Below are 21,184 nucleotides of genomic sequence, written 5' to 3'. Positions count from 1 at the left end.
GGCGCCGATGAGCACGATCCTCACGCGCCTTTCGGGCTGGGCCCAGCGCTCGATGCCGACGCGCGAGCAGATGGAAGAGAGCCGCTGGATCCGGCCCTTTGCCGGCCGCGTGCTGCGTTCCGAACTGTGGCGCTTTACCCGCCGCTCGGTTCCTCGAGGGGTCGCGCTGGGAATGCTGGTGGGGATCATCATCCCCTTCGCGCAGATCCTGTTCGCCGCACTGCTGAGCCTGTCGGTGCGCGCGAACGTGCCCGTTGCGGCACTGACGACCTTCATCACCAACCCGTTCACCACGCCGTTCATCTGGGTGATTGCCTACAAGGTCGGCGCGTTCATCCTGAAGGTCGATGCGATGACCGTGATTGCCCCGGTCAACCAGGCGATCGAGCATTCCGACTTCGACCAGACGCTGCAATGGCTCACCGGCGCCACGCTGGTGACCGCCTTCGGGCTCGTGATCGTCGCCGTGGTGGCCGCGGCCGTCAGTTACCTCGCCACCAGTTTCAGCTGGCGCTGGTGGATCGCGCACAAACGGCGCACCCGGCTGGCCCGGGTGCGCGAGCGTGAGCGCGCCGCCCGTGATTGAGCGCAAGCCCCGCGATACGGCGCTTTCCGCGCGCCTCGGCCGCCTGATCCCGCAGCGCGAGCATATCGAAAACAGCCGCTGGCTAAGACCCTTCGCCGGCAGCGTCCTGCGCTCGGACCTGTGGCGCTTCACCCGCCGTTCGGTCCCGCGCGGGGTGGCGCTGGGCCTGTTCATCGGAGTCATCATCCCGATGGCTCATTTCATCGTCGCCGCCCTTCTCGCCGTCTTTGTGCGCGCCAACGTTCCGGCCGCGCTGGTGGCGACCTTCGTCGGCAACCCGGTGACCGTACTCGCACTGTGGGCGCTGGCCTACAAGGTCGGCGAACTCATGCTCCACGCCGATGCGATGACCGCGATCGCGCCGGTCGCGCGCACGATGCAGCAGACGCAGACCGACGTCCTGCTTCAGCGGATCACCGGCGCGGGCCTCGATACCGCGCTGGGCCTGCTGGTGATCGCCTCGCTGACTGCCAGCGTGGGATTCCTGCTTACCGGCTGGGTCTGGCGCTGGTGGGTCGCGCGCAAGCGCGCGGCGCGGCTGGCCCTGGCGCTTGAGCGCCGCGCGCTGCGCGCACAGGCGGGGCCGCACCCGCTGCCATGACCGAAGTTGCTACCCTGATGGCGGAGCAGGACGCCCAGCGCACTCAGCCGACCGACTTGCTGATCCTGGCGGCCGCGCTCGTCGCCAGCGCCGTCCTCGTCTGGCTCGCCTCGGGAGAACCGCTGGTCGCCGCCGGTTATGGAGCCGGCGTGCTCGCCTTCGCCGCCCTTGGCCGGATCCTTCTGCGGCCGCGATCCGTTGGCGGCACCGCCGAGTTCGCTCAGCCCGACTGGTCGGTCACCAACGCCGCGATCGACCGGCCCGATGCCGCGGTCGCGATAACCGACCGCGCCGGGCGGCTGGTCTGCGCCAACCGGTTGTTCGAAGAGTGGTTCGGCATGAGCTCGGCCCCGCCGCGGCTTCCGCTCGACGACGCCGCGGTGGAGCGGCTCGACCGCGCCGCGCGGGCCGCCTGGCGCGATGGCGAAGCCAGCGCAGACGGCCTCGAAGGCGCGGGCCGCCGCTGGACCGCGCACGCCAGGCGCAGCGGCCGGGGCGAGGATTACCTCGCCTGGACGATCGAGCCGGTGGAAAGCACCGACATCGTCGCCGACGCCGCGCGCGCCGTGGCGGGCAAGGCCGGCCTTGCACTGGGCCAGGCCGGGATCTGCGCCGCGGTCGTCTCGCCCGACGGCGCGATCCTGAGCGCCAATCCCGGCTTCGCGTTGGCCGCGACCGGCGAGGCGCAGGCAACGGTCGTCGGCACGGACTTCGTCAGCTACCTGCGCTCCGACGAGCAGGACCGCATCTACTTCGCGCGCGAGGGGCGCAAGGGCGCGCCGCAGCGGCTGATCCACCTGCCGGTGGCCGATCCCGAAAGCCGGACCGACGCCGATCCCGCGCTCACGCCTTCGCTGATGCTGCTGATCGAGAGCGGCACCGGGGCGGGCGAGGGACGCGCCGGGATACCGCAGATCGAGGCACTGCTCGCGCGGTTGCCGCTGGGCCTGGCGATGTGCGACCGCGACGGCCGCTTCCTGTTCGCGAACGAAGCATTTCTGCGTGCCGCGGGTCACGACGGCACCGTAGCGCCGCCCTATCCTTCGGACCTCGTCATTCGCGATGACAAGGGCGCGCTCGCCGACGCGGTGCGCCGCATTGCCCAAGGCGCACCCACAGCGGGCGACGTCGCCGTGCGTCTGCGCTCCGCGCCCGAGGACCCGGTGTCGCTCAGCGTGGCGGGTGTGCGGGGGCTGGGTGAGGGCGCGGTGCTGCTCAGCCTCAAGGATTCGAGCGAGGAGGCGCGGCTCAAGCGCCAGATCGCGCAGGCGACTAAGATGCAGGCGGTGGGCCAGCTCGCAGGCGGTGTCGCGCACGATTTCAACAACGTGCTGACCGCGATCATCGGCTATTGCGACCTTATGCTGCTGCGCCATTCGCCCGGCGACAGCGACTATGACGACATCGTCCAGATCAAGGCCAACTCGAACCGCGCGGCCAGCCTCACCCGCCAGCTTCTGGCCTTCTCGCGCCAGCAGACGCTGCGCCCGCAGGTTCTCCAGCTCCCCGACCTCGTCTCCGAGGTGTCGCAACTGCTGAAGCGGCTGATTGGCGAGAAGATCAAGCTGGTGGTCAGCCACGATCGCGACCTCGGGCCGATCCGCGCCGATCCGACGCAGATCGAGAACGTGATCATCAACCTCGCCGTCAACGCGCGCGACGCGATGCAGGGCAAGTCCGGCGAGGCGAGCGGCACGCTCCGGCTCGCAACCCGCAGGATCACGCCCGCCGATGTCCGCGCGCTGAAGAGCGAGATCCTCCCGGCGGGCAACTATACCGCGCTGGTGATCGAGGATACCGGCAGCGGCATCCCGCCCGAGAACCTCGGCAAGATCTTCGAGCCGTTCTTCACCACCAAGGAGCTGGGCAAGGGTACGGGGCTGGGCCTGTCGACCGTCTATGGGATCGTCAAGCAGTCGGGCGGCTTCATCTTCGCCGACAGCGAGGTGGGCAAGGGGACGCGCTTTACCGTTTACCTGCCGGTCTATTCGGGCACCGAGGTCGCGGCACCGCCAGTGGCGGCGCCGGCCCAGGCGCAACAAACCTGGAGCGGGGGCGGGCGGGTCCTGCTGGTCGAGGACGAGGACACCGTCCGCGCCGTGGCCGAACGCGCGCTGGTGCGGCAGGGCTATGTCGTCACCACCGCCGGCGATGGCGAGGCGGGGCTGGAGGCGATCGTCTCCGGCGGCACCTTCGACCTCGTGCTGAGCGACGTCGTGATGCCCACGATGGACGGTCCCACGATGGCCCGCGCCATTCGCGAGCGGCTGCCTTCGATCCCCGTGCTGTTCATGTCGGGCTATGCCGAGGAACAGCTTCGCCGCGAGATCGACCTGCCCAACATGCATTTCCTGCCCAAGCCGTTCAGTGTCGCCCAGATCGGAGAGGCGGTGGAACGCGTGCTGAAGGGCCAGTCTCTCTAGGCTGCGCCGCAATCGCGCAATTCCCAGCGCGCGGGCACGGACGAAAAAATTTCGTTCCACTCTTGTTCCATGAGAACAAACGCGATACACGCTGCCCAGGTTGACGGCGAGGCCCGCCGCTCTCTAAGCGAAGGAGGCACCTGCGAAATGGCTGCGAATCTCAAGATCGTACAGGAAGGCAAGGACTCCATGGATCGTCAGAAGGCGCTGGAAGCGGCGCTGGCGCAGATCGATCGCGCGTTCGGCAAGGGCAGCGCGATGAAGCTCGGCTCGAAAGAGGCGATGCAGGTCGAGGCGGTGTCCACCGGATCGCTCGGTCTGGATATCGCGCTGGGGGTTGGCGGCCTTCCCCGCGGCCGGGTCATCGAAATCTACGGACCCGAAAGCTCGGGCAAGACCACGCTGGCGCTGCACTGTATCGCCGAGGCGCAGAAGACCGGCGGCACCGCTGCCTTCGTCGACGCCGAGCATGCGCTCGACCCGGTCTATGCCAAGAAGCTGGGCGTCGACATCGACGAACTGATCGTGTCGCAGCCCGATACCGGCGAACAGGCGCTCGAGATCGTCGACACGCTGGTCCGTTCCAACGCGATCGACGTGCTGGTGATCGACTCGGTCGCCGCGCTCGTTCCCCGGGCCGAGATCGAGGGCGAGATGGGCGACAGCCATGTCGGCCTTCAGGCCCGCCTGATGTCGCAATCGCTGCGCAAGCTCACCGGCTCGATCAGCCGTTCGCGCTGCACCGTGATCTTCATCAACCAGCTGCGGATGAAGATCGGCGTGATGTACGGCAATCCCGAGACGACGACCGGAGGCAATGCGCTCAAGTTCTATGCCTCGGTCCGCCTCGACATCCGCCGCACCGGCCAGATCAAGGATCGCGACGAGATCGTCGGCAACGCGACCCGCGTGAAGGTGGTGAAGAACAAGGTGGCCCCGCCGTTCAAGCAGGTCGAATTCGACATCATGTACGGCCAGGGCATTTCCAAGATCGGTGAGATCCTCGACCTCGGCGTCAAGGCCGGCCTGGTCGAGAAGTCGGGCGCCTGGTTCAGCTACGATTCGGTGCGGATCGGGCAGGGCCGTGAAAACGCCAAGCAGTTCCTCAAGGACAATCCCGAGATGTGCAACCGGCTGGAAGCTGCGATCCGCAGCCACACCGACCGCGTTGCCGAGGAAATGATGACCGGTCCCGAGGCGGACGACGACATCTGATCCTCACCGCAGCGCGTCCCTCCGCGCCGCATAACAACAGACCGGCGTGCTTCCCCGGAAGGAAGCACGCCGGTTCGTCGTTTTGCGCGGGTTGAGGCCAATCCCTGCGCGCCTATTGCGCCGGACGTTGGCCGTTCTGCCGCGCGGCAGCAGCAAACAAGGCCGCCGATCCCAGCCACAGGGCCGCATAGCAAAGGGTGAGGATGCTCACGTCGCGCGACCAGGCCGGGCCGCCGGCGCCCATGTTGCCCGCCAGCGCCACGATCCCCACCACGACTTGAGCGATTGCGGTGGCGGCCAGCGCCCGGCTCATGCCCCGGGCGCGGAAGTGGGCGATTACGGTGCCGCCGCACAAGACCGCGAGTACGCCCGCGAACATCAAGTTGGCGGGATTTGCCTCGCTGCCAATGATCCCAACCGCAATGTTCATCCATACCAGCATGAACGCGGTCGCCATCGCCAGCGCTGCCCCGGTGCGGTACGCCATGTTCCCGGTGCGACCGGCGAGGAACTCGTACGCCAGGCCCGTCCCTGTCAGCATCGCGCCGAAGACGGTGAAGTCGGCCGCGTCCCAGTTGACGCCCTCAGCGCCGAGCCAAATCGCCACCGCGGGCAGGGCCAGCAACGCTGCAGCCGCGCTCCATCTCGCCACGAGCCATGAATTCGTGCGCAGCGCCTTCGCCATTGCTGACATTCGTTCTCTGCCCGCTCCCAGGAGGCAGCCGCTCGCGAAATCGAGCGCGGCTGCCGGCTCGGCGATGGTGTCGAATTCCGCCGCCATTGCGTCGGCCCACGTCCGGCGCGCGGTGGGCATGATCCACCGCGATGCAACCATCAGAGAGTGGGCGAGGAAGCTTGGCGCGCTCATGCCGGCAGCACTCCGCCCAGCGCCGGGCCTCGCGTGGGGGCCCGATCCGCAGACGCGCGCGCCAGGTTCAATCCCTCTTTTGTCAGCCGGTATGCGTGACGCGGTGCGCGCGCGGGGGGCACCGGCGGCTGCCACTCCGCTTCGACGAGCCCGCGATCGGCCAGACGCATCAGCAGTGGATACAACGTGCCCGACTTGAGCGCGGTGCGCTGCATCAGGTCGTAGCCGTGGCTCCATGCAGCCGGCCGTTCAAGCAGCGCGGCCAGGACGGCGCGGGTCTGGCGGGAGAGGCGGAGCGGTGCGTCCATCCCCTTACTCTACATATGTAGACTAACCCGTCAAGCGCTGCCTCTCACCCGGAAAGCTCGGCCGCGCGGGCCTTCACCACGTCGTCCGCCTGCTTGCCCGACAGCTCGGCGAGATGATCGAAGCTGGCGCTGAAACTTGCCAAGCCCTGGCTCAACGAGCGGAGTTCCGCATCCAGTCCATGCAGTCCCGCCTCGGGTAGCATCGCTTCGATCCGTTCCCACCGCGCCCAATCGGGGTGCGGTCCCAGGCCGAGGATCTGGCCGCGCCGGCTCGACAGGAGCGATCCGGCCTTGGAGCCGGTCCCTGCCGGAGTGTCGATCACGACGCGGCAGATCGGCTCGAGCAGATAGGGCGCGCATTTGGCCAGTCCCTCGTTCATCGCCATGCGTCCGGCGATGCGGAAGGCCAGTTCGGAGCTGTCGACCGCGTGGAACGACCCGTCGATCAGCGTGACGGTCACGTCGACCACCGGGAAGCCCAGCGGTCCGCGCTCCATCGCTTCGCGCACACCGGCCTCGACCGCCGGGATCCACTGCTTGGGAACCACGCCGCCGCTGATCCGGTCCTCGAAGGTGAAGCCCGATCCGGGCGGTAGAGGCGCGATCTCGATCACCGCGTCGCCATACTGGCCGTGCCCGCCCGACTGCTTCTTGTGGCGGCCACGCTGGGTCGTGCCTTTGCGGATCGATTCGCGATAGGCGATCCGCGGTGGCCGGGTCTCTACCGCAACGCCATAGCGCCGCTGCAACTTGGCCAGGACGACTTGCAGGTGCTCGTCGTTGATCCCGCGCAGCAGCGTCTCGTGGCTGGTGTCGTCCTGCGACCATTCGAGCGCCGGGTCTTCCTCGCACAGCCGATGGAGCGCGGTGGACAGCTTCACGTCGTCCTTGCGGTCGCGCGTCGCGATCGCGAGCGCCGCGTTGCGCGCCGGGTAGGTGACCAGCGGTTCGTCCCGTGCGTCGCCAGCGCGCGAGCCGAGCATCATCCCGCAGCGCGCGTTGTCGATCTTGGCCACCGCCACCACATCGCCCTGGCGCGCTTCGCCCTGCTTGGCGGTCTTTTCTCCCTGCAACGCGAAGATCGCGCCGGTCCGGGTGGTTTCGCCTCCGACCGTCAGGTCCTCTCCTTCGCGCAATCCTTCGCCAAGCACGCGGCCCAGCGCCAGCCGCCCCATCGCGCCGCCGTTGGCGATCTTGAAGACGTGTAGCGCGGCGCCATCGCCGACGCCGAGCCGGTCGCCGGCCTGCCGGGCCGGAGGCGTCTCGTGCCGCAGGAACTTGAGCAGTCGGCGTACGCCCCCGCCGTTCTGGGCGGAACCGAACATCACCGGCACCAGCTTGTTGCCGCCGGTGTCCTCGGCCAGATCGGCTAGCACCACGTCGGCGTCAGGCACTTCGTCCATCAGCAGCGCTTCCATCAGCGCATCGTCGAAATCGGCCAGGGTCTCGAGCAGTCGCGTGCGTTCGGCATGTTCGCGATCGGCCGCGTCGGGAGGAATCGAGATGACCTCGGAGGGCTTACCGGGCTGGTAGCGATAGGCCCGCTCCAGCGCGACATCGACATAGCCGGTGATCGCCTCGCCATCGCGCAGCGGAAATTGCCGCAGAGCCAGCGGCTCGCGGCTCAGCGGCTGGAGCGCCGCGATGACCTCGCGGATCGAGCCCGCGCGCGCGCCGTCGACCTTGTTGATGAAGATTGCGTGGGGAAGGCCAAGCTCGTCGATCCGGCGCAGGATCGGTCCGGCCAGCGCGGCGCGCGCGGGATCGGCGTCGATCACCACCAGCGCCAGGTCGGCGCTGGGCAGCGCGGCGAGGCCGTCGGCGGCAAAGCCGACTCCGCCGGGCGTGTCGATCAGCGCATAGCGATCGTCCATGTAGTCGAAGTGAAACAGGTTAAGCTCGGTAGAGCCGCGCCGGGCGCGCGCTTCGGGGCTGGCATCGCCTACGGTGGTGCCGGCATCGACGCTGCCCATGCGGTTGATCGCGCCACTGGCAAAGAGCAGCGCTTCGGCCAGGCTGGTCTTGCCCGTGCCCGCCGGCCCCACCAGCGCGATTGCTCTGGTGGCCAGCCGGCCGCCGGGACTGCTGCCGTTAGTGGTGACACTCCTGCCGATCGTTGCCGCGCTGGCCATCGTCCGCTCCTCTTGCTTGTGCTTTAGGAGCGCGCCGGGCCTTCGCGCCTGACGCGCTGGGTTGCCGGATGCTCTGCCCCCGAGCGGTGAGTCGCAAGCGGAAAATAGTCGGCCCCTTGCCGGTGGAGCCGGCGTGCCTTACTTCAGCTCGCGATGACGAACGCCGAAGACTGGGAAAGCGGCGTTGGTCGCAACTGGGCCGCCGAATGGCGCCGCACCGACCGCAGCTTTGCCAATCTCACGCCGCGCCTGCTTTCGGCCATCGCGGCACTGCCCGGCACCGACATCGTCGACGTGGGCTGCGGCGCGGGCGAACTGTCGCTTGCGGTCGCGGATGCCCGTCCCGGCGCGCGGGTGCTGGGGATCGACATCTCGCCCGATCTCCTCACCGCTGCGGCAGCCCGCGCGCGGGGCAGGCCGAACCTAGCTTTCGCCTTGGCCGACGCTTCGCGCTGGGAGCCGGACCGGGGACGCCCCGATCTTTACATGTCGCGTCACGGCGTGATGTTCTTCGCCGATCCGGTCGCGGCGTTCGCTCACCTTGCCCGGGTCGCTACGCCGGGCGCGCACCTCGCATTCTCGTGCTTTCGCGATCGGGCCGAAAACCCTTGGGCCAGCGAATTGGCGATGCTCTTCGCTGCGTCCGGTGGGCCGCTCGCCGATCCGCGGGCGCCCGGGCCTTTCGCTTTCTCCGACAAGGACTACGTCGCCGGCCTGCTGGGCGAGGCGGGGTGGAGCGACGTCGTCTTCGAGCCGGTCGATTTCACCTACCGCGCGGGTGAAGGCGCGAATGCGGTCGACGATGCCATGGCGCTCTTCCAGCGTATCGGCCCCGCCGCAGCAGCGCTTCGCGCCCTGCCGGACGAGACGCGGGAGGCCGCTGCCGCCGAGATGCGGCGCGTGCTGGAAAGCCACCTGTCCGGCGACACGGTGAGCTTCCCTGCCGCGGCGTGGATCGTAACCGCGCGGAGCACCGGGTGAGTAACTCCCCGCTGACGGTGATCGTCAACAAGAGCGGAGGGACGGCTTCGTCCCTCGGCGACAAGCTGGAAGGCGAGCTCGAGGCAGCGTTTTCCGCGGCAGGGCAGCAGATCGACGCGCAACTGGTCGAGGGTGGCGACATCAAGCGCACGGTCGAGGCCGCGAAGGGTTCACCGCTCATCGCGGTGGGCGGGGGAGACGGCACCCTCGGCACGGCCGCCGCGCTCATCGCCGAAAGCGAAACGGCGCTGGGGATCCTGCCGCTCGGCACGCGAAATCACCTGGCCAAGCAGCTCGGCATTCCGCCGGAAATCGAGGGCGCCGCGAAGATAATCGCGCAAGGGGCCAGGGTTCGCATCGACTTGGCCCGGTGCGGCGAGCGGGTCTTCGTCAACAACGCGTCGATGGGCGTGTACACCCGCCTCGTGCGCGAGCGTGACCGCCATTTCGGCCCCAAGTGGCTCGGCACGATCCCAGCCACCTTCTATGTCCTGCGACACTTGCGCGCCAAGCCGGTCCGGCTGACGATCGACGGGAAGGAGCAGCAGGTGGTGACCCCGCTCCTGTTCGTCGGCAACAATCGCTACTCGCTCGACAGCGGGAAGGTCGGCACGCGCGAATCGCTGACCGACGGAGTGCTTTCGGTGTTCGCCGTCGCTCATGGCAGCCCACTATCGTTGGTCGGGTTCGCCTTGCGCGCGCTCATCGGCAAGGCCGATCCCGAGCGCGACTTCTGCGAACTGACCACGGCGCGCGAAGTGACGGTGGAAGGCACCGGCATGCTCGACGTGGCGTTCGACGGCGAGGTGGAGCGGATGGAACTGCCGCTGCACTTCTCGATCATGCCCGCGGCGCTGACCGTGATGGTCGGCGATCCCGCCGAAGCCGAACGGACCGACGCATCCTGACACCATCTCGCCGCTTGTCGCCGGGCGGCGGCTCGCCTAATCGGCGCTTGCCATGACCTCGACAAACGACATCCGCCGGTCCTTCCTCGATTACTTCGCGGCCAACGGCCACGAGCCCGTGCCGTCGGCGCCGCTCGTCCCCTACAACGATCCCACGCTGATGTTCGTCAACGCCGGGATGGTGCCGTTCAAGAACGTCTTCACCGGGCTGGAAACCCGCGCCGTGCCGCGCGCCGCGAGCAGCCAGAAGTGCGTGCGCGCCGGGGGCAAGCACAACGACCTCGACAATGTCGGCTACACCGCGCGTCACCACACCTTCTTCGAGATGCTCGGCAACTTTTCGTTCGGCGACTATTTCAAGGAACAGGCGATCACGCACGCCTGGACCCTGCTGACGAAGGAATGGGGCCTGCCCGCGGACAAGCTGACCGCGACCGTCTATCATACCGACGACGAGGCGTTCGACCTGTGGCGGCGGATCGCCGGCCTGCCCGAGGAACGGATCATCCGCATCGCCACCTCGGACAACTTCTGGTCGATGGGCGACACCGGCCCGTGCGGCCCGTGCAGCGAGATCTTCTACGATCACGGGGCGCATATCCCCGGCGGCCCTCCAGGCAGCCCGGATGAGGACGGCGACCGCTTCATCGAGATCTGGAACCTCGTGTTCATGCAGTTCGAGCAGGCCGCCGACGGCAGCCGCACGCCGCTGCCCAAGCCCTCGATCGACACCGGCATGGGGCTGGAGCGCATCGCCGCGGTGATGCAGGGCGTCCATGACAACTACGATACCGACACCTTCCGCGCGCTGATCGCGGCGTCGGAAGGCCTGACCGGCGTGGCTGCCGAGGGCGAGGCTCGCGCCAGCCACCGGGTGATCGCCGACCACCTGCGCTCGACCAGCTATCTCCTTGCCGATGGCGTGCTGCCCTCGAACGAGGGGCGCGGATACGTGCTGCGCCGGATCATGCGCCGGGCGATGCGCCACGCCCACCTCCTCGGCGCGAGGGACCCCCTGATGCACCGGCTCGTGCCTGCGCTGGTGACCGAGATGGGCCAGGCCTATCCCGAACTCGGCCGCGCCCAGCCGCTGATCGAGGAAGTGTTGGAGCGCGAAGAGACGCGTTTTCGCCAGACGCTGCAGAACGGCCTGCGCCTGCTCGACGAGGCGACCGGCGCGCTGGGCGAGGGCGACAGCCTGCCGGGCGAGACCGCGTTCCGGCTCTACGATACCTTCGGCTTCCCCTACGACCTGACCGAGGACGCCTTGCGCGCGCGCGGGATCGGGGTCGACCGCGCCGGGTTCGACGCGGCGATGGCGCAGCAGAAGGCCGCGGCCCGCGCCGCGTGGAAGGGTTCGGGCGATGCCGCCTCGGGCGAGGCATGGTTCGACATTGCCGAGCGCGAGGGCGCGACCGAGTTCACCGGCTACACCGCCACCAGCGGCGAAGGCCAGGTCGTGGCGCTGCTCAAGGACGGAACCGAAGTCGCTTCGGTCGAGGCGGGCGACGAGGTCGTCGTGCTCACCAACCAGACCCCGTTCTATGGCGAGAGCGGCGGCCAGACCGGCGATGCCGGCACGATCACGACACCCGAAGGCCTGCGGCTGGCCGTTCACGATACGTCCAAGCCGCTCGGCCGGCTGCATGCCCACCACGCCACGGTCGAAGCGGGGCGGATCGGCGTGGGCATGACGGTTCACCTCGCGGTCGATGTTGACCGCCGCGACGCGATCCGCGCTAACCATTCGGCGACGCACCTCCTTCACGCCGCGCTGCGCCACCGGCTGGGTGCGCATGTCACGCAGAAGGGCTCTCTCGTCGCCGCCGACCGGCTGCGCTTCGACTTCTCGCATCCCACCGCGCTGACCGCCGACGACATCGCCGCGATCGAGGCCGAGGTGAATGCCGAAATCCGCCACAACGAGCCCGTCACGACCCGGCTGATGAGCCCGGACGACGCAATCGAGGCCGGGGCGATGGCGCTGTTCGGCGAGAAATACGGCGACGAGGTCCGCGTCCTGTCGATGGGACGGCAGAGCGACGGGCATTATTCGGTCGAGTTGTGCGGCGGCACCCACGTCAATGCGCTGGGCGACATCGGGGTCTTTCGGATCGTATCGGAAAGCGCCGTATCGTCGGGGGTTCGGCGCATCGAGGCGCTGACCGGCGAAGGCGCGCGGCAGTGGCTGGTCGGGCGCGAAGACACGCTAAAGGCGGTCGCCGCAGCGCTGCGAACTGGTCCCGACGAGGTCGAGGCGCGGGTCGCCGCGCTGGTCGACGAGCGCCGCCGGCTGGAACGCGAACTGGCCGAGGCGAAGAAGGCGCTGGCGCTGGGCGGAGGCTCCGCCGCAGCGGGCCCGGCCGACGAAAGCGTGAACGGAGTGACGTTCGCGGGCCAGGTGATCGACGGGCTCGAGGCCAAGGAACTGCGCGGGTTGCTCGATCAGGCGAAGGCGCGGATCGGTTCGGGCATTGCCGCCATTGCCGCGGTCAATGATGGGCGCGCGGCGTTCGCCGTGGCGGTGACCGACGATCTCGTCTCGCGCTTCAGCGCGGTGGATCTCGTGAAGCTGGGCGTCGAGGCGCTGGGCGGCAAGGGCGGCGGCGGGCGGCCCGACATGGCGCAGGGCGGGGGTCCTGACGGGACCAAGGCGGGCGAGGCGATCGCCGCCGTCAGGGCCGCGCTCGCCGCCTGAGCTTCAGGTAAACCGCGTCAACCAGTCGGCGAAGGCCATCCATGCGTCGGTCTGGCTGAGCGGGACGCGCAGGAGTTGGACCGGCACCAGGATGCCAAGGCCCCAAAGCCACGCCGGGTGAACTTTTCCCCCGCGCCGCCAGTCGATAACCGCGCCCCCGACAATGATGAGGTCGAGCGTGAAGATGGGCAGCAGCGATGCCGCGACCGGGGCGGGCGGAAAGCTGTCGGGCCGTTGCCCCGCCGCCATGCCGTGCGCCGCGTAAAAGAAGAACCGCGCCATCGCCGCCTGGAGCACCGAGGCCGTGGCCACGATGATGAACCGCTTGTGCCATTCGGAGCGGTTGATGTTGGCGATTGCCGCGATGAAGAAACCGTAGAAGCCGCCGATCGCAGCAAAGGGCACGACGAGAAAGTGACGTCCCAGGTCGCCGTAGCCCTGCGCGATGCGGTGTTCCATCCCGACCACCGCGGTAGCCAGGCCGACGAGAAACATGGTCGTCGCCAGGACGATGCCGGCCAACCCCCAGGCGCGATGGTGGCGCAGTCCGCCGCGCGCGATCAGAACGGACTGGCTCACGAGCAACAGCGGCCAGGCGGTGAAGACGATGGCGTGAAGGTGGATGAGCGGCGTGCCGCGGAAGGTGTTCTGCGCGATCTGCGCCCAGTAGGTCGGGATGAACCCGATAACCGCGATCAGAAGGCACAGTGCCGAAAGCCAGACGAACATCGTGGAGGGGCGGCCACGCGACCGGGTCGGTTCGGGAGCGAGCGCGGTTAGCGGGGCGACGGTGGCCATCATCCTGCCTCCTCAAAGCCGAGGAGCGACCCGGCGGCATGTGTGCGCCCGAATCAGGACGTTGGCAACGGCCCCGTCTGCGAGAGCCTGCTGCTGCGAAGCTGGGGCTTGTGGTCCAGCTTGCCGCTGACCATGATCTCCTCGCGAAACTCGTCACGCTTCTCGTGGATCGAGGCGATGACCGGCCCCATCGCAAAGCCGAGATCGACCAGCACGGCTTCGCTGAGCTGGAGCGAGCTTTCCAGCGTTTCGGGCACCGCGTGGCTGGCGCCAGCACGATAGAGCTCCGCAGCATGGTCGGTGTCGCGGGCACGCACGATGATCGGGAGGTCGGGATAGGTCCCCCGCAACTTGCGCACGATGCGCGAGACGAGCACCGGCTCGTCCATCGTCACGATCAGGGCCTGCGCCTTTTCGATCTGTAGCCGATCGGTAGTGGTGGCATTCGCGACATTGCCGAACAGCACCGGAAAACCCGCCGCGCGCGCTTCGGAAACCAGCGTGGGATTGGCTTCGATGGCGATGAAGCGCTGGCCATGCGCGGTCAGCATTTCGCCGACCAGGCGGCCGACGCGGCCGAAGCCGAAGATCACCGCGCGCTCTGCCGCCTCGTCCTCGATCAAGGGATCGCTGCGTCCGGCGTCGGGCCCTTCGACCCGCCGCGCCACGCGATTGCCGAGGAGCGCGAGGAGCGGGGTGATCGTAAGGCCGATGGCGGTAACGATCTGCCAGAACTGCGCAGTGGCGGGCTGGATGAGCTGGGCCTGCGCCGCGGCGGCGAGAACGATCAGCGTCGTCTCCGATGGGCTGGCCATCAGCAGTCCGGTCTCGGTCGCGGTGCCCCGCGCGGCGCCCATCAGGCGCAGGAGCGTGCCGGTGACGAGCGCCTTGATCAGGACCACGCCAGCCACCGCCAGAACCAGCGGCCCGATATTGGAGATGATCACCGAGACGTCGATGCTCATCCCCACGGTGATCAGGAACACGCCGAGCGCCAGGCCCTTGAACGGCTCGGTGATGCTTTCGACCTCGCTGTGGTACTCGGTCTCGGCGATCAACAACCCGGCAAGCAGGGCGCCCATGATGGGCGACAGGCCGACAGCCGCAGTCGCGAGCGCGGCGGCGATCACGACGAGCAGGCTGGCGGCGAGGAACAGCTCGGGACTTTTCGTGCGCGCCGCCTGCGCGAAAAGGCCGGGAAGGGCGTAGCGGCCGACGATCAGCATGATCCCGATGGTCAGCGCGCCGGTCCACAAGGTGGTCAGCATCTGCTCCCACCCGCCGTTGGCGGCATAGGGGGCCATCGCGCCCAGCATGAAGATGATCGGGACGAGCGCGATATCCTCGAACAACAGCATCGCCAGCGCGGCGCGGCCTACGGGCGTCTGGGTTCCGGCGATGGGCAGGACGAGCGCGGTCGAAGACAGCGCAAGTGCCAGCCCCAGACCCATCGCTCCCGACCAGTACTGGCCCATGACCATCAGGATGAAGGCGAGAAGGGCGGCGGAAATGAGCAGTTCCATCGCGCCCAGGCCGAACACCAGCCGCCGCATCGACCATAGCCGGTTGAACGAAAGCTCAAGCCCGATGGAAAACAGCAGGAGGATGATCCCGAATTCCGCGAACGGCTTGATGCCCTCGGGTTCGGTGATCGATAAGTAATAGAGCCACGGATACCGGTCGACCATCGAACCAAGCCCGAACGGCCCGACCAGCAGCCCGACGAGGATGAAGCCGATGACCGGCGTAATGCGGAACCGGGCAAATGCCGGGATCACGATCCCCGCCGCGCCGAGGATGACGAGAGCGTCTGACAGTGCGGTCGTTGCGGTGAACTCTTCGGCCATGGTTGCACCTAAGCGGCTGGCGGCGCATTTGTCACTGCATGGACGCGATTAACGGCCCTGAAGTGCTGATCATCGGCGGCGGTCCTGCGGGAATGCTGGCGGGCCTGTTGTTCGCACGGGCCGGCGTCGCGACCACCGTCCTCGAGAAACACGTCGACTTCTTCCGCGATTTCCGGGGCGACACCGTGCACCCGTCGACGATGGAGTTCCTCGATCAGCTCGGAATGCTCGACCGCTTCCTGGCGCGTCCGCACGATCGGCTCGACCGCGCGGAGATCGCGATCGCGGGCGAGGACTACACGGTGGGCGACCTGTCGCACATTCCCGCGCGGGCGCAGTTCATTGCGATGATGCCGCAATGGGACTTCCTCGACTTCCTGCGCGATGAAGCCGCGTCCTTCCCTGCCTTTCGCCTCGAGATGGAAGCGGGAGTGGCGCAAATCCTGCGGGACGGCGGGCGGGTGACTGGCGTCCGGTTGGTGGACGGCCGCGAACTCAGGGCGCGCCGGCTGGTGATCGCCGCCGACGGGCGCGGATCGCTCGTCCGCAGCCAGGCGCTGCTGCCGGTACGATCGTTCGGTGCGCCGATGGACGTGCTGTGGTTCCGGATGCCCCGAGCCGGCAATCCGGGCGACGCGTTGCGCGGTTCGATCGCAACCGGGCGCATGGTCGTCATGATCGACCGCCGGACCTACTGGCAGACCGCGTTCCTCGTGCCCAAGGGCGGTGCCGAGACGGTGCTGACCAGAGGCGTGCAGTGGCTGCGCGAACAGGTCGCCTTGGCGTTTCCGGACATCGCCTTCCCAGCCGAGGGCGGGCCGCAGGGCGCCGCCGACGTCAGTGTGCTCGAGGTAACGCTGGACCGCCTGACCCGCTGGGCCCGGCCCGGACTGCTTGCCATCGGCGACGCGGCCCATGCGATGAGCCCGATCGGAGGGGTGGGGATCAACCTCGCAATTCAGGACGCGGTCGCGGCGGCGAACCTCCTGGCCGGTCCTCTGGCCGCGGGGCAAAACGTCGACGGCCTGCTCGACCGCGTCCAGTACAAGCGCGAATGGCCGGTGCGGATCGTCCAGGCGGCTCAGCGCACCATGCAGGATCGCGTCATCGGCAAGGTCCTGGACGGCACCCAGATCACCGGCGCACCCTTGTTCGTGAAGGCGCTGAACCGCATCCCGCTGCTGCGGCGCGTTCCGGGCCGCCTTATCGGCCTTGGGGTCGGGCGCGAACGGCTGACCGCGCCTGCCGCGTCCCGCCCGGCGGTCTAGCCACCGCCGGCGGTCGGCGGTCCGCTGGGCCGCGCGGTGGCCTTGGCGCGGGTATCGGGATGGTTCTCCCATTCGATCCGGTAGAGGTCGAAGCGCCGGTCTGCGAGATTACGGACGGTTCCCTCGGCCCGTGCCCAGGTCAGGTCGGCAAGGTTGATGTCGCTGATCGTCAGCGTCTCGACGTTCTCGCTCGCTTCGGCGGCGATGCCGTCGCGCGCGAAAGGAAAGTCGCATGGGGTCAGGATGCAGCTCTGCGCGTACTGGATATCCATGTTGCCGACGTTGGGCAGGTTGCCGACATTTCCGCTCATCACCACGAAGCACTGGTTCTCGATCGCGCGGGCCTGGCAGCAATAGCGGACCCGCAGATAGCCCTGGCGGCTGTCGGTGCAGAACGGAGTGAAGATGATCCGCGCGCCTTCGTCGACCAGGCGGCGGGCAAGTTCGGGAAACTCGCTGTCGTAGCAGATCAGCACCCCGATCGGCCCACAGTCGGTGGGGATCACGTCGATCGAATCGCCGCCCTTGATGTTCCACCAATAGCGCTCGTTAGGCGTGGGGTGGATCTTCTCCTGCTCGTGGATCGAGCCGTCGCGCAGGCAGACATGGGCCACGTTGTGGATGTCGCCGTCGTCCATCCGTGTCGGGTGCGAACCGCCGATGATGTTGATGTTGTAGCGCATCGCCATGTCGGACAGTGCCTGGCGGATGCGCGGGGTGTAGCGGCTGAGTGTCTCGATCGCCTCGACCGGCGAGAGTTCGCTCGGCTCGAACGACAGGAGCATGAGCGTGAACAGTTCGGGAAAGACGATGAAGTCCGCCTCGTAGTCGCTCGCCACGTCGACGAAATACTCGATGTTGCGCATGAACTCGTCGTAGTCGGCGACCGCCCGCGCCTGGAGCTGGCAGGTCGCCACCCGCACGCTTTCGACCCCGCGCGGAACCCGCATCTTTATCGGCTCGTCGCGATCGACGTAGGGATTGCGCCAGACCATGTGGACGGCGTTGCCCTTGGATTGACGATCTTCGGGCAAGTAATTGGAAAGGACGCCGATGGGCTCGAACCCGTTGGCGAGCTGGAAGCGGAGAACCGGGTCGTGGAGCTTTCCTGCGACCACCTGGTCGAGATAGTCTTGGGGGCCTGAAACCTTCCGGCGCGCCCGGGTGAGGCCGGGCATCCGCCCACCGAAAACGATCCCGGTCAGCTCGCGCTCTTCGGCAAGGGCGCGGCGCTCCTCGTAGAGCCGGCGGCCGATGCGCGCGCCGCGAACCTTCGGGTCGACGCACATCTCGTAGCCGTAGAGCCAGTCGCCGGTGGGATCGTGGCGGCTGCCGAAACCGTTGCCGGTGATGACGTCCCAGGTGTGCGGCGCGAGCGCGACCGAACCCGCGATCTGCATCGAGGCGCAGTAACCCACGACCTTGCCGTCGAGAATGGCGACGAAGCAGCCTTCGGGAAAGTTGTTCAGCTGGCCGCGGATTTCACCGAACGTATAGGCGGGCAGATCGTCGTACGCGCGGCGAACGAGCGCGGCGATGCCGCTGACGTCGCCTGCGGTCGCATTACGCACCTCGAGCCTTGCCGCGCCGACCCGTTCGGAGGCCTTGGTCCGGCGCTTCGCGGAAGGAGGAGCGGGAGTAGCGGCGCGAGCCATCAACGGCTGCCGGGTAGCGGCGAGGCGGCGTTGGCAGCCGCCTTGAACACCGCACCCATAAGGCGGTGGCTTACTGCCAGCTGCCCATCTCCGCTTCGAGGTTCTGAACGATCGCTTCGAAGAACTTCTCGGTGGTCATCCAGGGCTGGTCGGGACCAATCAGGATCGCCAGATCCTTCGTCATGGCGCCCTTCTCGACCGTCTCGATGCAGACCCGCTCAAGCGTTTCGGCAAACTTGACCACGTCGGGCGTATTGTCGAACCGGCCGCGATAGATGAGGCCGCGGGTCCAGGCGAAGATCGAGGCGATCGGATTGGTCGACGTCGCCTTGCCCTGCTGGTGCTGGCGGTAGTGGCGCGTCACGGTGCCGTGCGCGGCTTCGGCTTCGACCGTCTTGCCGTCGGGCGTCATCAGCACCGAGGTCATCAGGCCGAGGCTGCCGAACCCTTGCGCGACGGTATCCGACTGGACGTCGCCGTCGTAGTTCTTGCACGCCCAGACGAACTTGCCCGACCACTTGAGCGCCGAGGCGACCATGTCGTCGATCAGGCGGTGCTCGTATGTGATGCCCTTGGCCTTGAACTTGTCCGCAAACTCGGCCTGGAACACTTCCTCGAAAAGGTCCTTGAACCGGCCGTCATAGGCCTTGAGGATCGTGTTCTTGGTCGAAAGGTACACCGGCCAGCCGCGGTCGAGGCCGTAATTCATCGACGCGCGGGCAAAGTCGCGGATCGAATCGTCGAGGTTGTACATCGCCATTGCGACGCCCGGCGAGGGGAACTGGAACACTTCCTCGTCGATCACGGTGCCGTCCTCGCCCTTGAACACCAGGCTGAGCTTGCCCGGGCCGGGGACGAGGTAATCGGTGGCCTTGTACTGGTCGCCGAACGCGTGGCGGCCGACGACGATCGGGTCGGTCCAGCCCGGCACGAGCCGCGGCACGTTCTGGATCACGATGGGTTCGCGGAAGACCACGCCGCCCAGGATGTTGCGGATGGTGCCGTTCGGGCTCTTCCACATCTTCTTGAGGTGGAATTCCTCGACCCGGGCCTCGTCCGGGGTGATCGTCGCGCACTTCACGCCGACGCCGAATTCCTTGATCGCGTTCGCCGCGTCGACCGTTATCCGGTCGCTGGTCTCGTCGCGCTTCTCGACCGAAAGGTCGAAATACTTGAGGTCGATGTCGAGGTAGGGAAGGATCAGGCGTTCGCGGATCCACTCCCAGATGATCCGCGTCATTTCGTCGCCGTCGAGTTCGACGACGGGGTTCTTCACCTTGATCTTGGCCATGCTCGTGCTTCGTCCCTGGGGAGTGTGGGGAAGGGGGGGTCGCCCGCCTCTTAGCAGAGGGGCGGCGTGGTGCAAGTTCGCGCCGGAAGCGGGCCGGAACGATTCGCGCTGGACAGCCGGCGGACGGCTCGGCAAGGATTTAAGCGAGCGGTTAAAAGCCGTGGCAATCCAATCGAGAGGACGAAGCAGTGAGCGACAGCGAGGAAGTTCAGACCCGGGTCGAGGATGGCGTGCTGATCGTGACGATCAACCGCCCCGAAGCGAAGAACGCGATGAACCAGGCGGCGGCGCAGGGCATCGCGGCGGCGATGGACCGGCTTGAGTCCGAATCCGAATTGCGCGTCGCGATCCTGACCGGTGCGGGGGGCACGTTCTGTTCGGGCATGGACCTCAAGGGCTTCCTCCGCGGCGAGCGTCCGACGGTCGAGGGGCGCGGCTTCGGCGGCATCACCCAGTGGAGCCCTAAGAAGCCGCTTATCGCGGCGGTGGACGGCTATGCCCTGGCGGGCGGGATGGAGCTGGCCATGGCCTGCGATCTCATCGTCGCCAACCGCGGCGCCAAGTTCGGCATTCCCGAAGCGAAGCGCGGCCTGGCGGCCGGCGCCGGCGGCCTCATTCGTCTCCCGCGCCAGATTCCGTCGCGGATCGCGATGGAACTCGCGCTGACCGGCGACTTCATCGATGCCGAGCGCGCCTATGCGCTTGGGTTCATCAACGACCTCACCGACGGTCCTGCAATCGAGGGGGCAAAGGCCCTGGCGCGGCGGATCGCCGACAACGGCCCGCTGGCGGTCATCGCCTCGAAGGGCGTGATCCGCGACAGCGGGACGTGGTCCGACGAGGAGATGTGGGACAAGCAGCAGGGCTACATCGCGAACGTCTTTTCAAGCGCCGACGCCCGCGAAGGCGCGCTGGCCTTCGCCGAGAAGCGCAAGCCGAACTGGACCGGTGCCTGAACGCACCCGGCGCATTGTCGCAAACGAAAAAGGCCCCGGAAAACCGGGGCCTTTTTTGTGCGAATGGTGGGCGTAGCAAGGATTGAACTTGCGACCCCTACGATGTCAACATAGTGCTCTACCACTGAGCTATACGCCCACGCGTTCGCATGTCCGGCCAGTCCGAAGGCCGGGCCGGGGCCGTCCCTTAGCCGCGCCTTGCCTGGCTGGCAAGCCGGTTTCCCGAGGCTTGCCGAACCCTCATTGAAGCTGGCCGGTCATCGGCTGCTCGCCGAAGATCCGCTCTACCTCGAGCACGAGGTCGCGCAGGTGGAACGGCTTCGACAGGACCTTGGCCTGCGGCGCCTCGCGGTTGGCCTTCAGCGTCACCGCGGCAAAGCCCGTGATGAACATGATCTTCGTCGCCGGACTTACCTCGGCGCAGCGCTGGGCGAGCTCGATCCCGTCCATCTCGGGCATCACGATGTCGGACAGCAGCAGGTCGAAGTGCGACGACTGGAGATGCGGCAGGGCTGCGGTCCCGCGATCCACCGCCACGACGTCGTAGCCCGCGTTTTCCAGCGCCCGCGCCAGATAGGCCCGCATGGCGTCTTCGTCTTCGGCAAGAAGAATGCGAATCATCAGGCGGCCGGGTCCTTCGTAAACTTTA

At 67.7% G+C, this 21,184-nt stretch carries 17 protein-coding genes and 1 tRNA gene; 9 read left to right on the top strand and 9 right to left on the bottom strand.

Annotation, left to right across the window (positions count from 1 at the left end; all coding sequences use genetic code 11):
* The first annotated feature begins 7 nt into the window (after nt 1–7).
* From ACFO0A_RS11605 to recA, 4 genes are all read left to right on the top strand, one after another.
* The gene (locus tag ACFO0A_RS11605; protein WP_379539165.1) at nt 8–586 is read left to right on the top strand and encodes a DUF2062 domain-containing protein; all 579 of its coding nucleotides are present in this window, start codon (nt 8–10) and stop codon (nt 584–586) included.
* Nucleotides 564–1,187: a DUF2062 domain-containing protein gene (locus tag ACFO0A_RS11600; RefSeq protein ID WP_379539164.1), complete on the top strand. Its 624-nt coding sequence runs from the start codon at nt 564–566 to the stop codon at nt 1,185–1,187. The genes ACFO0A_RS11605 and ACFO0A_RS11600 overlap by 23 nt, the downstream gene beginning before the upstream one ends.
* A complete protein-coding gene (locus tag ACFO0A_RS11595) occupies nt 1,184–3,610 on the top strand; it encodes a hybrid sensor histidine kinase/response regulator (RefSeq protein ID WP_379539163.1) in 2,427 nt (808 codons plus the stop codon). The genes ACFO0A_RS11600 and ACFO0A_RS11595 overlap by 4 nt, the downstream gene beginning before the upstream one ends.
* A gap of 147 nt (nt 3,611–3,757) precedes the next feature.
* Nucleotides 3,758–4,825: a recombinase RecA gene (gene recA, locus ACFO0A_RS11590; protein ID WP_379539162.1), complete on the top strand. Its 1,068-nt coding sequence runs from the start codon at nt 3,758–3,760 to the stop codon at nt 4,823–4,825.
* Nucleotides 4,826–4,937: 112 nt separating this feature from the next.
* Here recA and ACFO0A_RS11585 read toward each other — a convergent pair whose 3' ends face one another.
* The 3 genes from ACFO0A_RS11585 to ACFO0A_RS11575 are packed head-to-tail and all read right to left on the bottom strand — an operon-like array spanning nt 4,938 to nt 8,133.
* Nucleotides 4,938–5,693, bottom strand: a complete 756-nt coding sequence (locus ACFO0A_RS11585; protein WP_379539161.1) for a hypothetical protein — start codon at nt 5,691–5,693, stop codon at nt 4,938–4,940.
* Nucleotides 5,690–6,001 (bottom strand): PadR family transcriptional regulator, encoded by a 312-nt coding sequence (locus ACFO0A_RS11580; protein ID WP_379539160.1) that lies wholly within the window; start codon nt 5,999–6,001, stop codon nt 5,690–5,692. Before ACFO0A_RS11580 ends, ACFO0A_RS11585 begins: the two co-directional genes overlap by 4 nt.
* A 44-nt stretch (nt 6,002–6,045) precedes the next feature.
* Nucleotides 6,046–8,133 carry an elongation factor G gene (locus ACFO0A_RS11575; protein ID WP_379539159.1) on the bottom strand — a complete coding sequence of 696 codons (2,088 nt, stop codon included), beginning with the start codon at nt 8,131–8,133 and terminating at the stop codon, nt 6,046–6,048.
* Between the two features lie 153 nt (nt 8,134–8,286).
* On the opposite strand from ACFO0A_RS11575, the gene ACFO0A_RS11570 reads away from it, so the two are divergent.
* The 3 genes from ACFO0A_RS11570 to alaS are packed head-to-tail and all read left to right on the top strand — an operon-like array spanning nt 8,287 to nt 12,720.
* Complete coding sequence (locus ACFO0A_RS11570) at nt 8,287–9,114, top strand: class I SAM-dependent methyltransferase (protein ID WP_379539158.1); 828 nt, start codon at nt 8,287–8,289, stop codon at nt 9,112–9,114.
* Nucleotides 9,111–10,022, top strand: a complete 912-nt coding sequence (locus tag ACFO0A_RS11565; RefSeq protein ID WP_379539157.1) for a diacylglycerol/lipid kinase family protein — start codon at nt 9,111–9,113, stop codon at nt 10,020–10,022. Before ACFO0A_RS11570 ends, ACFO0A_RS11565 begins: the two co-directional genes overlap by 4 nt.
* A 52-nt stretch (nt 10,023–10,074) precedes the next feature.
* A complete protein-coding gene (alaS, locus tag ACFO0A_RS11560; RefSeq protein WP_379539156.1) occupies nt 10,075–12,720 on the top strand; it encodes an alanine--tRNA ligase in 2,646 nt (881 codons plus the stop codon).
* A gap of 3 nt (nt 12,721–12,723) precedes the next feature.
* On the opposite strand, the gene ACFO0A_RS11555 is transcribed toward alaS, so the two are convergent.
* Nucleotides 12,724–13,521, bottom strand: coding sequence for a hypothetical protein (locus ACFO0A_RS11555; RefSeq protein ID WP_379539155.1), 798 nt, complete (start codon nt 13,519–13,521; stop codon nt 12,724–12,726).
* Between the two features lie 50 nt (nt 13,522–13,571).
* On the bottom strand, nt 13,572–15,365 hold the full coding sequence (locus ACFO0A_RS11550; protein WP_379539154.1) for a cation:proton antiporter domain-containing protein: 1,794 nt from the start codon (nt 15,363–15,365) through the stop codon (nt 13,572–13,574).
* Nucleotides 15,366–15,403: 38 nt separating this feature from the next.
* On the opposite strand from ACFO0A_RS11550, the gene ACFO0A_RS11545 reads away from it, so the two are divergent.
* A complete protein-coding gene (locus ACFO0A_RS11545; RefSeq protein ID WP_379539153.1) occupies nt 15,404–16,633 on the top strand; it encodes an FAD-dependent oxidoreductase in 1,230 nt (409 codons plus the stop codon).
* Here ACFO0A_RS11545 and ACFO0A_RS11540 read toward each other — a convergent pair.
* Together ACFO0A_RS11540 and ACFO0A_RS11535 are read right to left on the bottom strand one after the other, a co-directional pair.
* On the bottom strand, nt 16,630–18,288 hold the full coding sequence (locus ACFO0A_RS11540) for a GNAT family N-acetyltransferase (protein WP_379539152.1): 1,659 nt from the start codon (nt 18,286–18,288) through the stop codon (nt 16,630–16,632). The genes ACFO0A_RS11545 and ACFO0A_RS11540 overlap by 4 nt on opposite strands.
* 70 nt (nt 18,289–18,358) lie before the next feature.
* Entirely contained in the window at nt 18,359–19,579 is a 1,221-nt protein-coding gene (locus ACFO0A_RS11535) for an NADP-dependent isocitrate dehydrogenase (RefSeq protein WP_379539151.1), read from the bottom strand.
* A 188-nt stretch (nt 19,580–19,767) separates the two neighbouring features.
* On the opposite strand from ACFO0A_RS11535, the gene ACFO0A_RS11530 reads away from it, so the two are divergent.
* Nucleotides 19,768–20,535, top strand: coding sequence for a crotonase/enoyl-CoA hydratase family protein (locus ACFO0A_RS11530; protein WP_379539150.1), 768 nt, complete (start codon nt 19,768–19,770; stop codon nt 20,533–20,535).
* 64 nt (nt 20,536–20,599) lie between these two features.
* On the opposite strand, the gene ACFO0A_RS11525 is transcribed toward ACFO0A_RS11530, so the two are convergent.
* Both ACFO0A_RS11525 and cpdR read right to left on the bottom strand, forming a co-directional pair.
* Nucleotides 20,600–20,674, bottom strand: a tRNA-Val gene (locus tag ACFO0A_RS11525).
* A 101-nt stretch (nt 20,675–20,775) separates the two neighbouring features.
* The gene (gene cpdR / locus ACFO0A_RS11520; RefSeq protein ID WP_379539149.1) at nt 20,776–21,156 is read right to left on the bottom strand and encodes a cell cycle two-component system response regulator CpdR; all 381 of its coding nucleotides are present in this window, start codon (nt 21,154–21,156) and stop codon (nt 20,776–20,778) included.
* Between the last annotated feature and the right edge of the window lie 28 nt (nt 21,157–21,184).

It is taken from the genome of Novosphingobium tardum, from assembly GCF_042652045.1.
Classification (GTDB): Bacteria; Pseudomonadota; Alphaproteobacteria; order Sphingomonadales; family Sphingomonadaceae; genus Novosphingobium; species Novosphingobium tardum.
The sequence above is the reverse complement of the archived record's forward strand: the minus strand, read 5'-3'. Positions and strand labels throughout refer to the sequence as shown.

What these genes read in the sequence shown, in the direction of transcription:
- ACFO0A_RS11540 (WP_379539152.1), bottom strand. Translation starts at nt 18,288, where the DNA reads ATGGCTCGCGCCGCTACTCCCGCTCCTCCTTCCGCGAAGCGCCGGACC.
- ACFO0A_RS11585 (WP_379539161.1), bottom strand. Translation starts at nt 5,693, where the DNA reads ATGAGCGCGCCAAGCTTCCTCGCCCACTCTCTGATGGTTGCATCGCGG.
- ACFO0A_RS11550 (WP_379539154.1), bottom strand. Translation starts at nt 15,365, where the DNA reads ATGGCCGAAGAGTTCACCGCAACGACCGCACTGTCAGACGCTCTCGTC.
- ACFO0A_RS11575 (WP_379539159.1), bottom strand. Translation starts at nt 8,133, where the DNA reads ATGGCCAGCGCGGCAACGATCGGCAGGAGTGTCACCACTAACGGCAGC.
- ACFO0A_RS11570 (WP_379539158.1), top strand. Translation starts at nt 8,287, where the DNA reads ATGACGAACGCCGAAGACTGGGAAAGCGGCGTTGGTCGCAACTGGGCC.
- recA (WP_379539162.1), top strand. Translation starts at nt 3,758, where the DNA reads ATGGCTGCGAATCTCAAGATCGTACAGGAAGGCAAGGACTCCATGGAT.
- ACFO0A_RS11555 (WP_379539155.1), bottom strand. Translation starts at nt 13,521, where the DNA reads ATGATGGCCACCGTCGCCCCGCTAACCGCGCTCGCTCCCGAACCGACC.
- ACFO0A_RS11535 (WP_379539151.1), bottom strand. Translation starts at nt 19,579, where the DNA reads ATGGCCAAGATCAAGGTGAAGAACCCCGTCGTCGAACTCGACGGCGAC.
- ACFO0A_RS11605 (WP_379539165.1), top strand. Translation starts at nt 8, where the DNA reads ATGAGCACGATCCTCACGCGCCTTTCGGGCTGGGCCCAGCGCTCGATG.
- ACFO0A_RS11580 (WP_379539160.1), bottom strand. Translation starts at nt 6,001, where the DNA reads ATGGACGCACCGCTCCGCCTCTCCCGCCAGACCCGCGCCGTCCTGGCC.
- ACFO0A_RS11595 (WP_379539163.1), top strand. Translation starts at nt 1,184, where the DNA reads ATGACCGAAGTTGCTACCCTGATGGCGGAGCAGGACGCCCAGCGCACT.
- cpdR (WP_379539149.1), bottom strand. Translation starts at nt 21,156, where the DNA reads ATGATTCGCATTCTTCTTGCCGAAGACGAAGACGCCATGCGGGCCTAT.
- alaS (WP_379539156.1), top strand. Translation starts at nt 10,075, where the DNA reads ATGACCTCGACAAACGACATCCGCCGGTCCTTCCTCGATTACTTCGCG.
- ACFO0A_RS11545 (WP_379539153.1), top strand. Translation starts at nt 15,404, where the DNA reads ATGGACGCGATTAACGGCCCTGAAGTGCTGATCATCGGCGGCGGTCCT.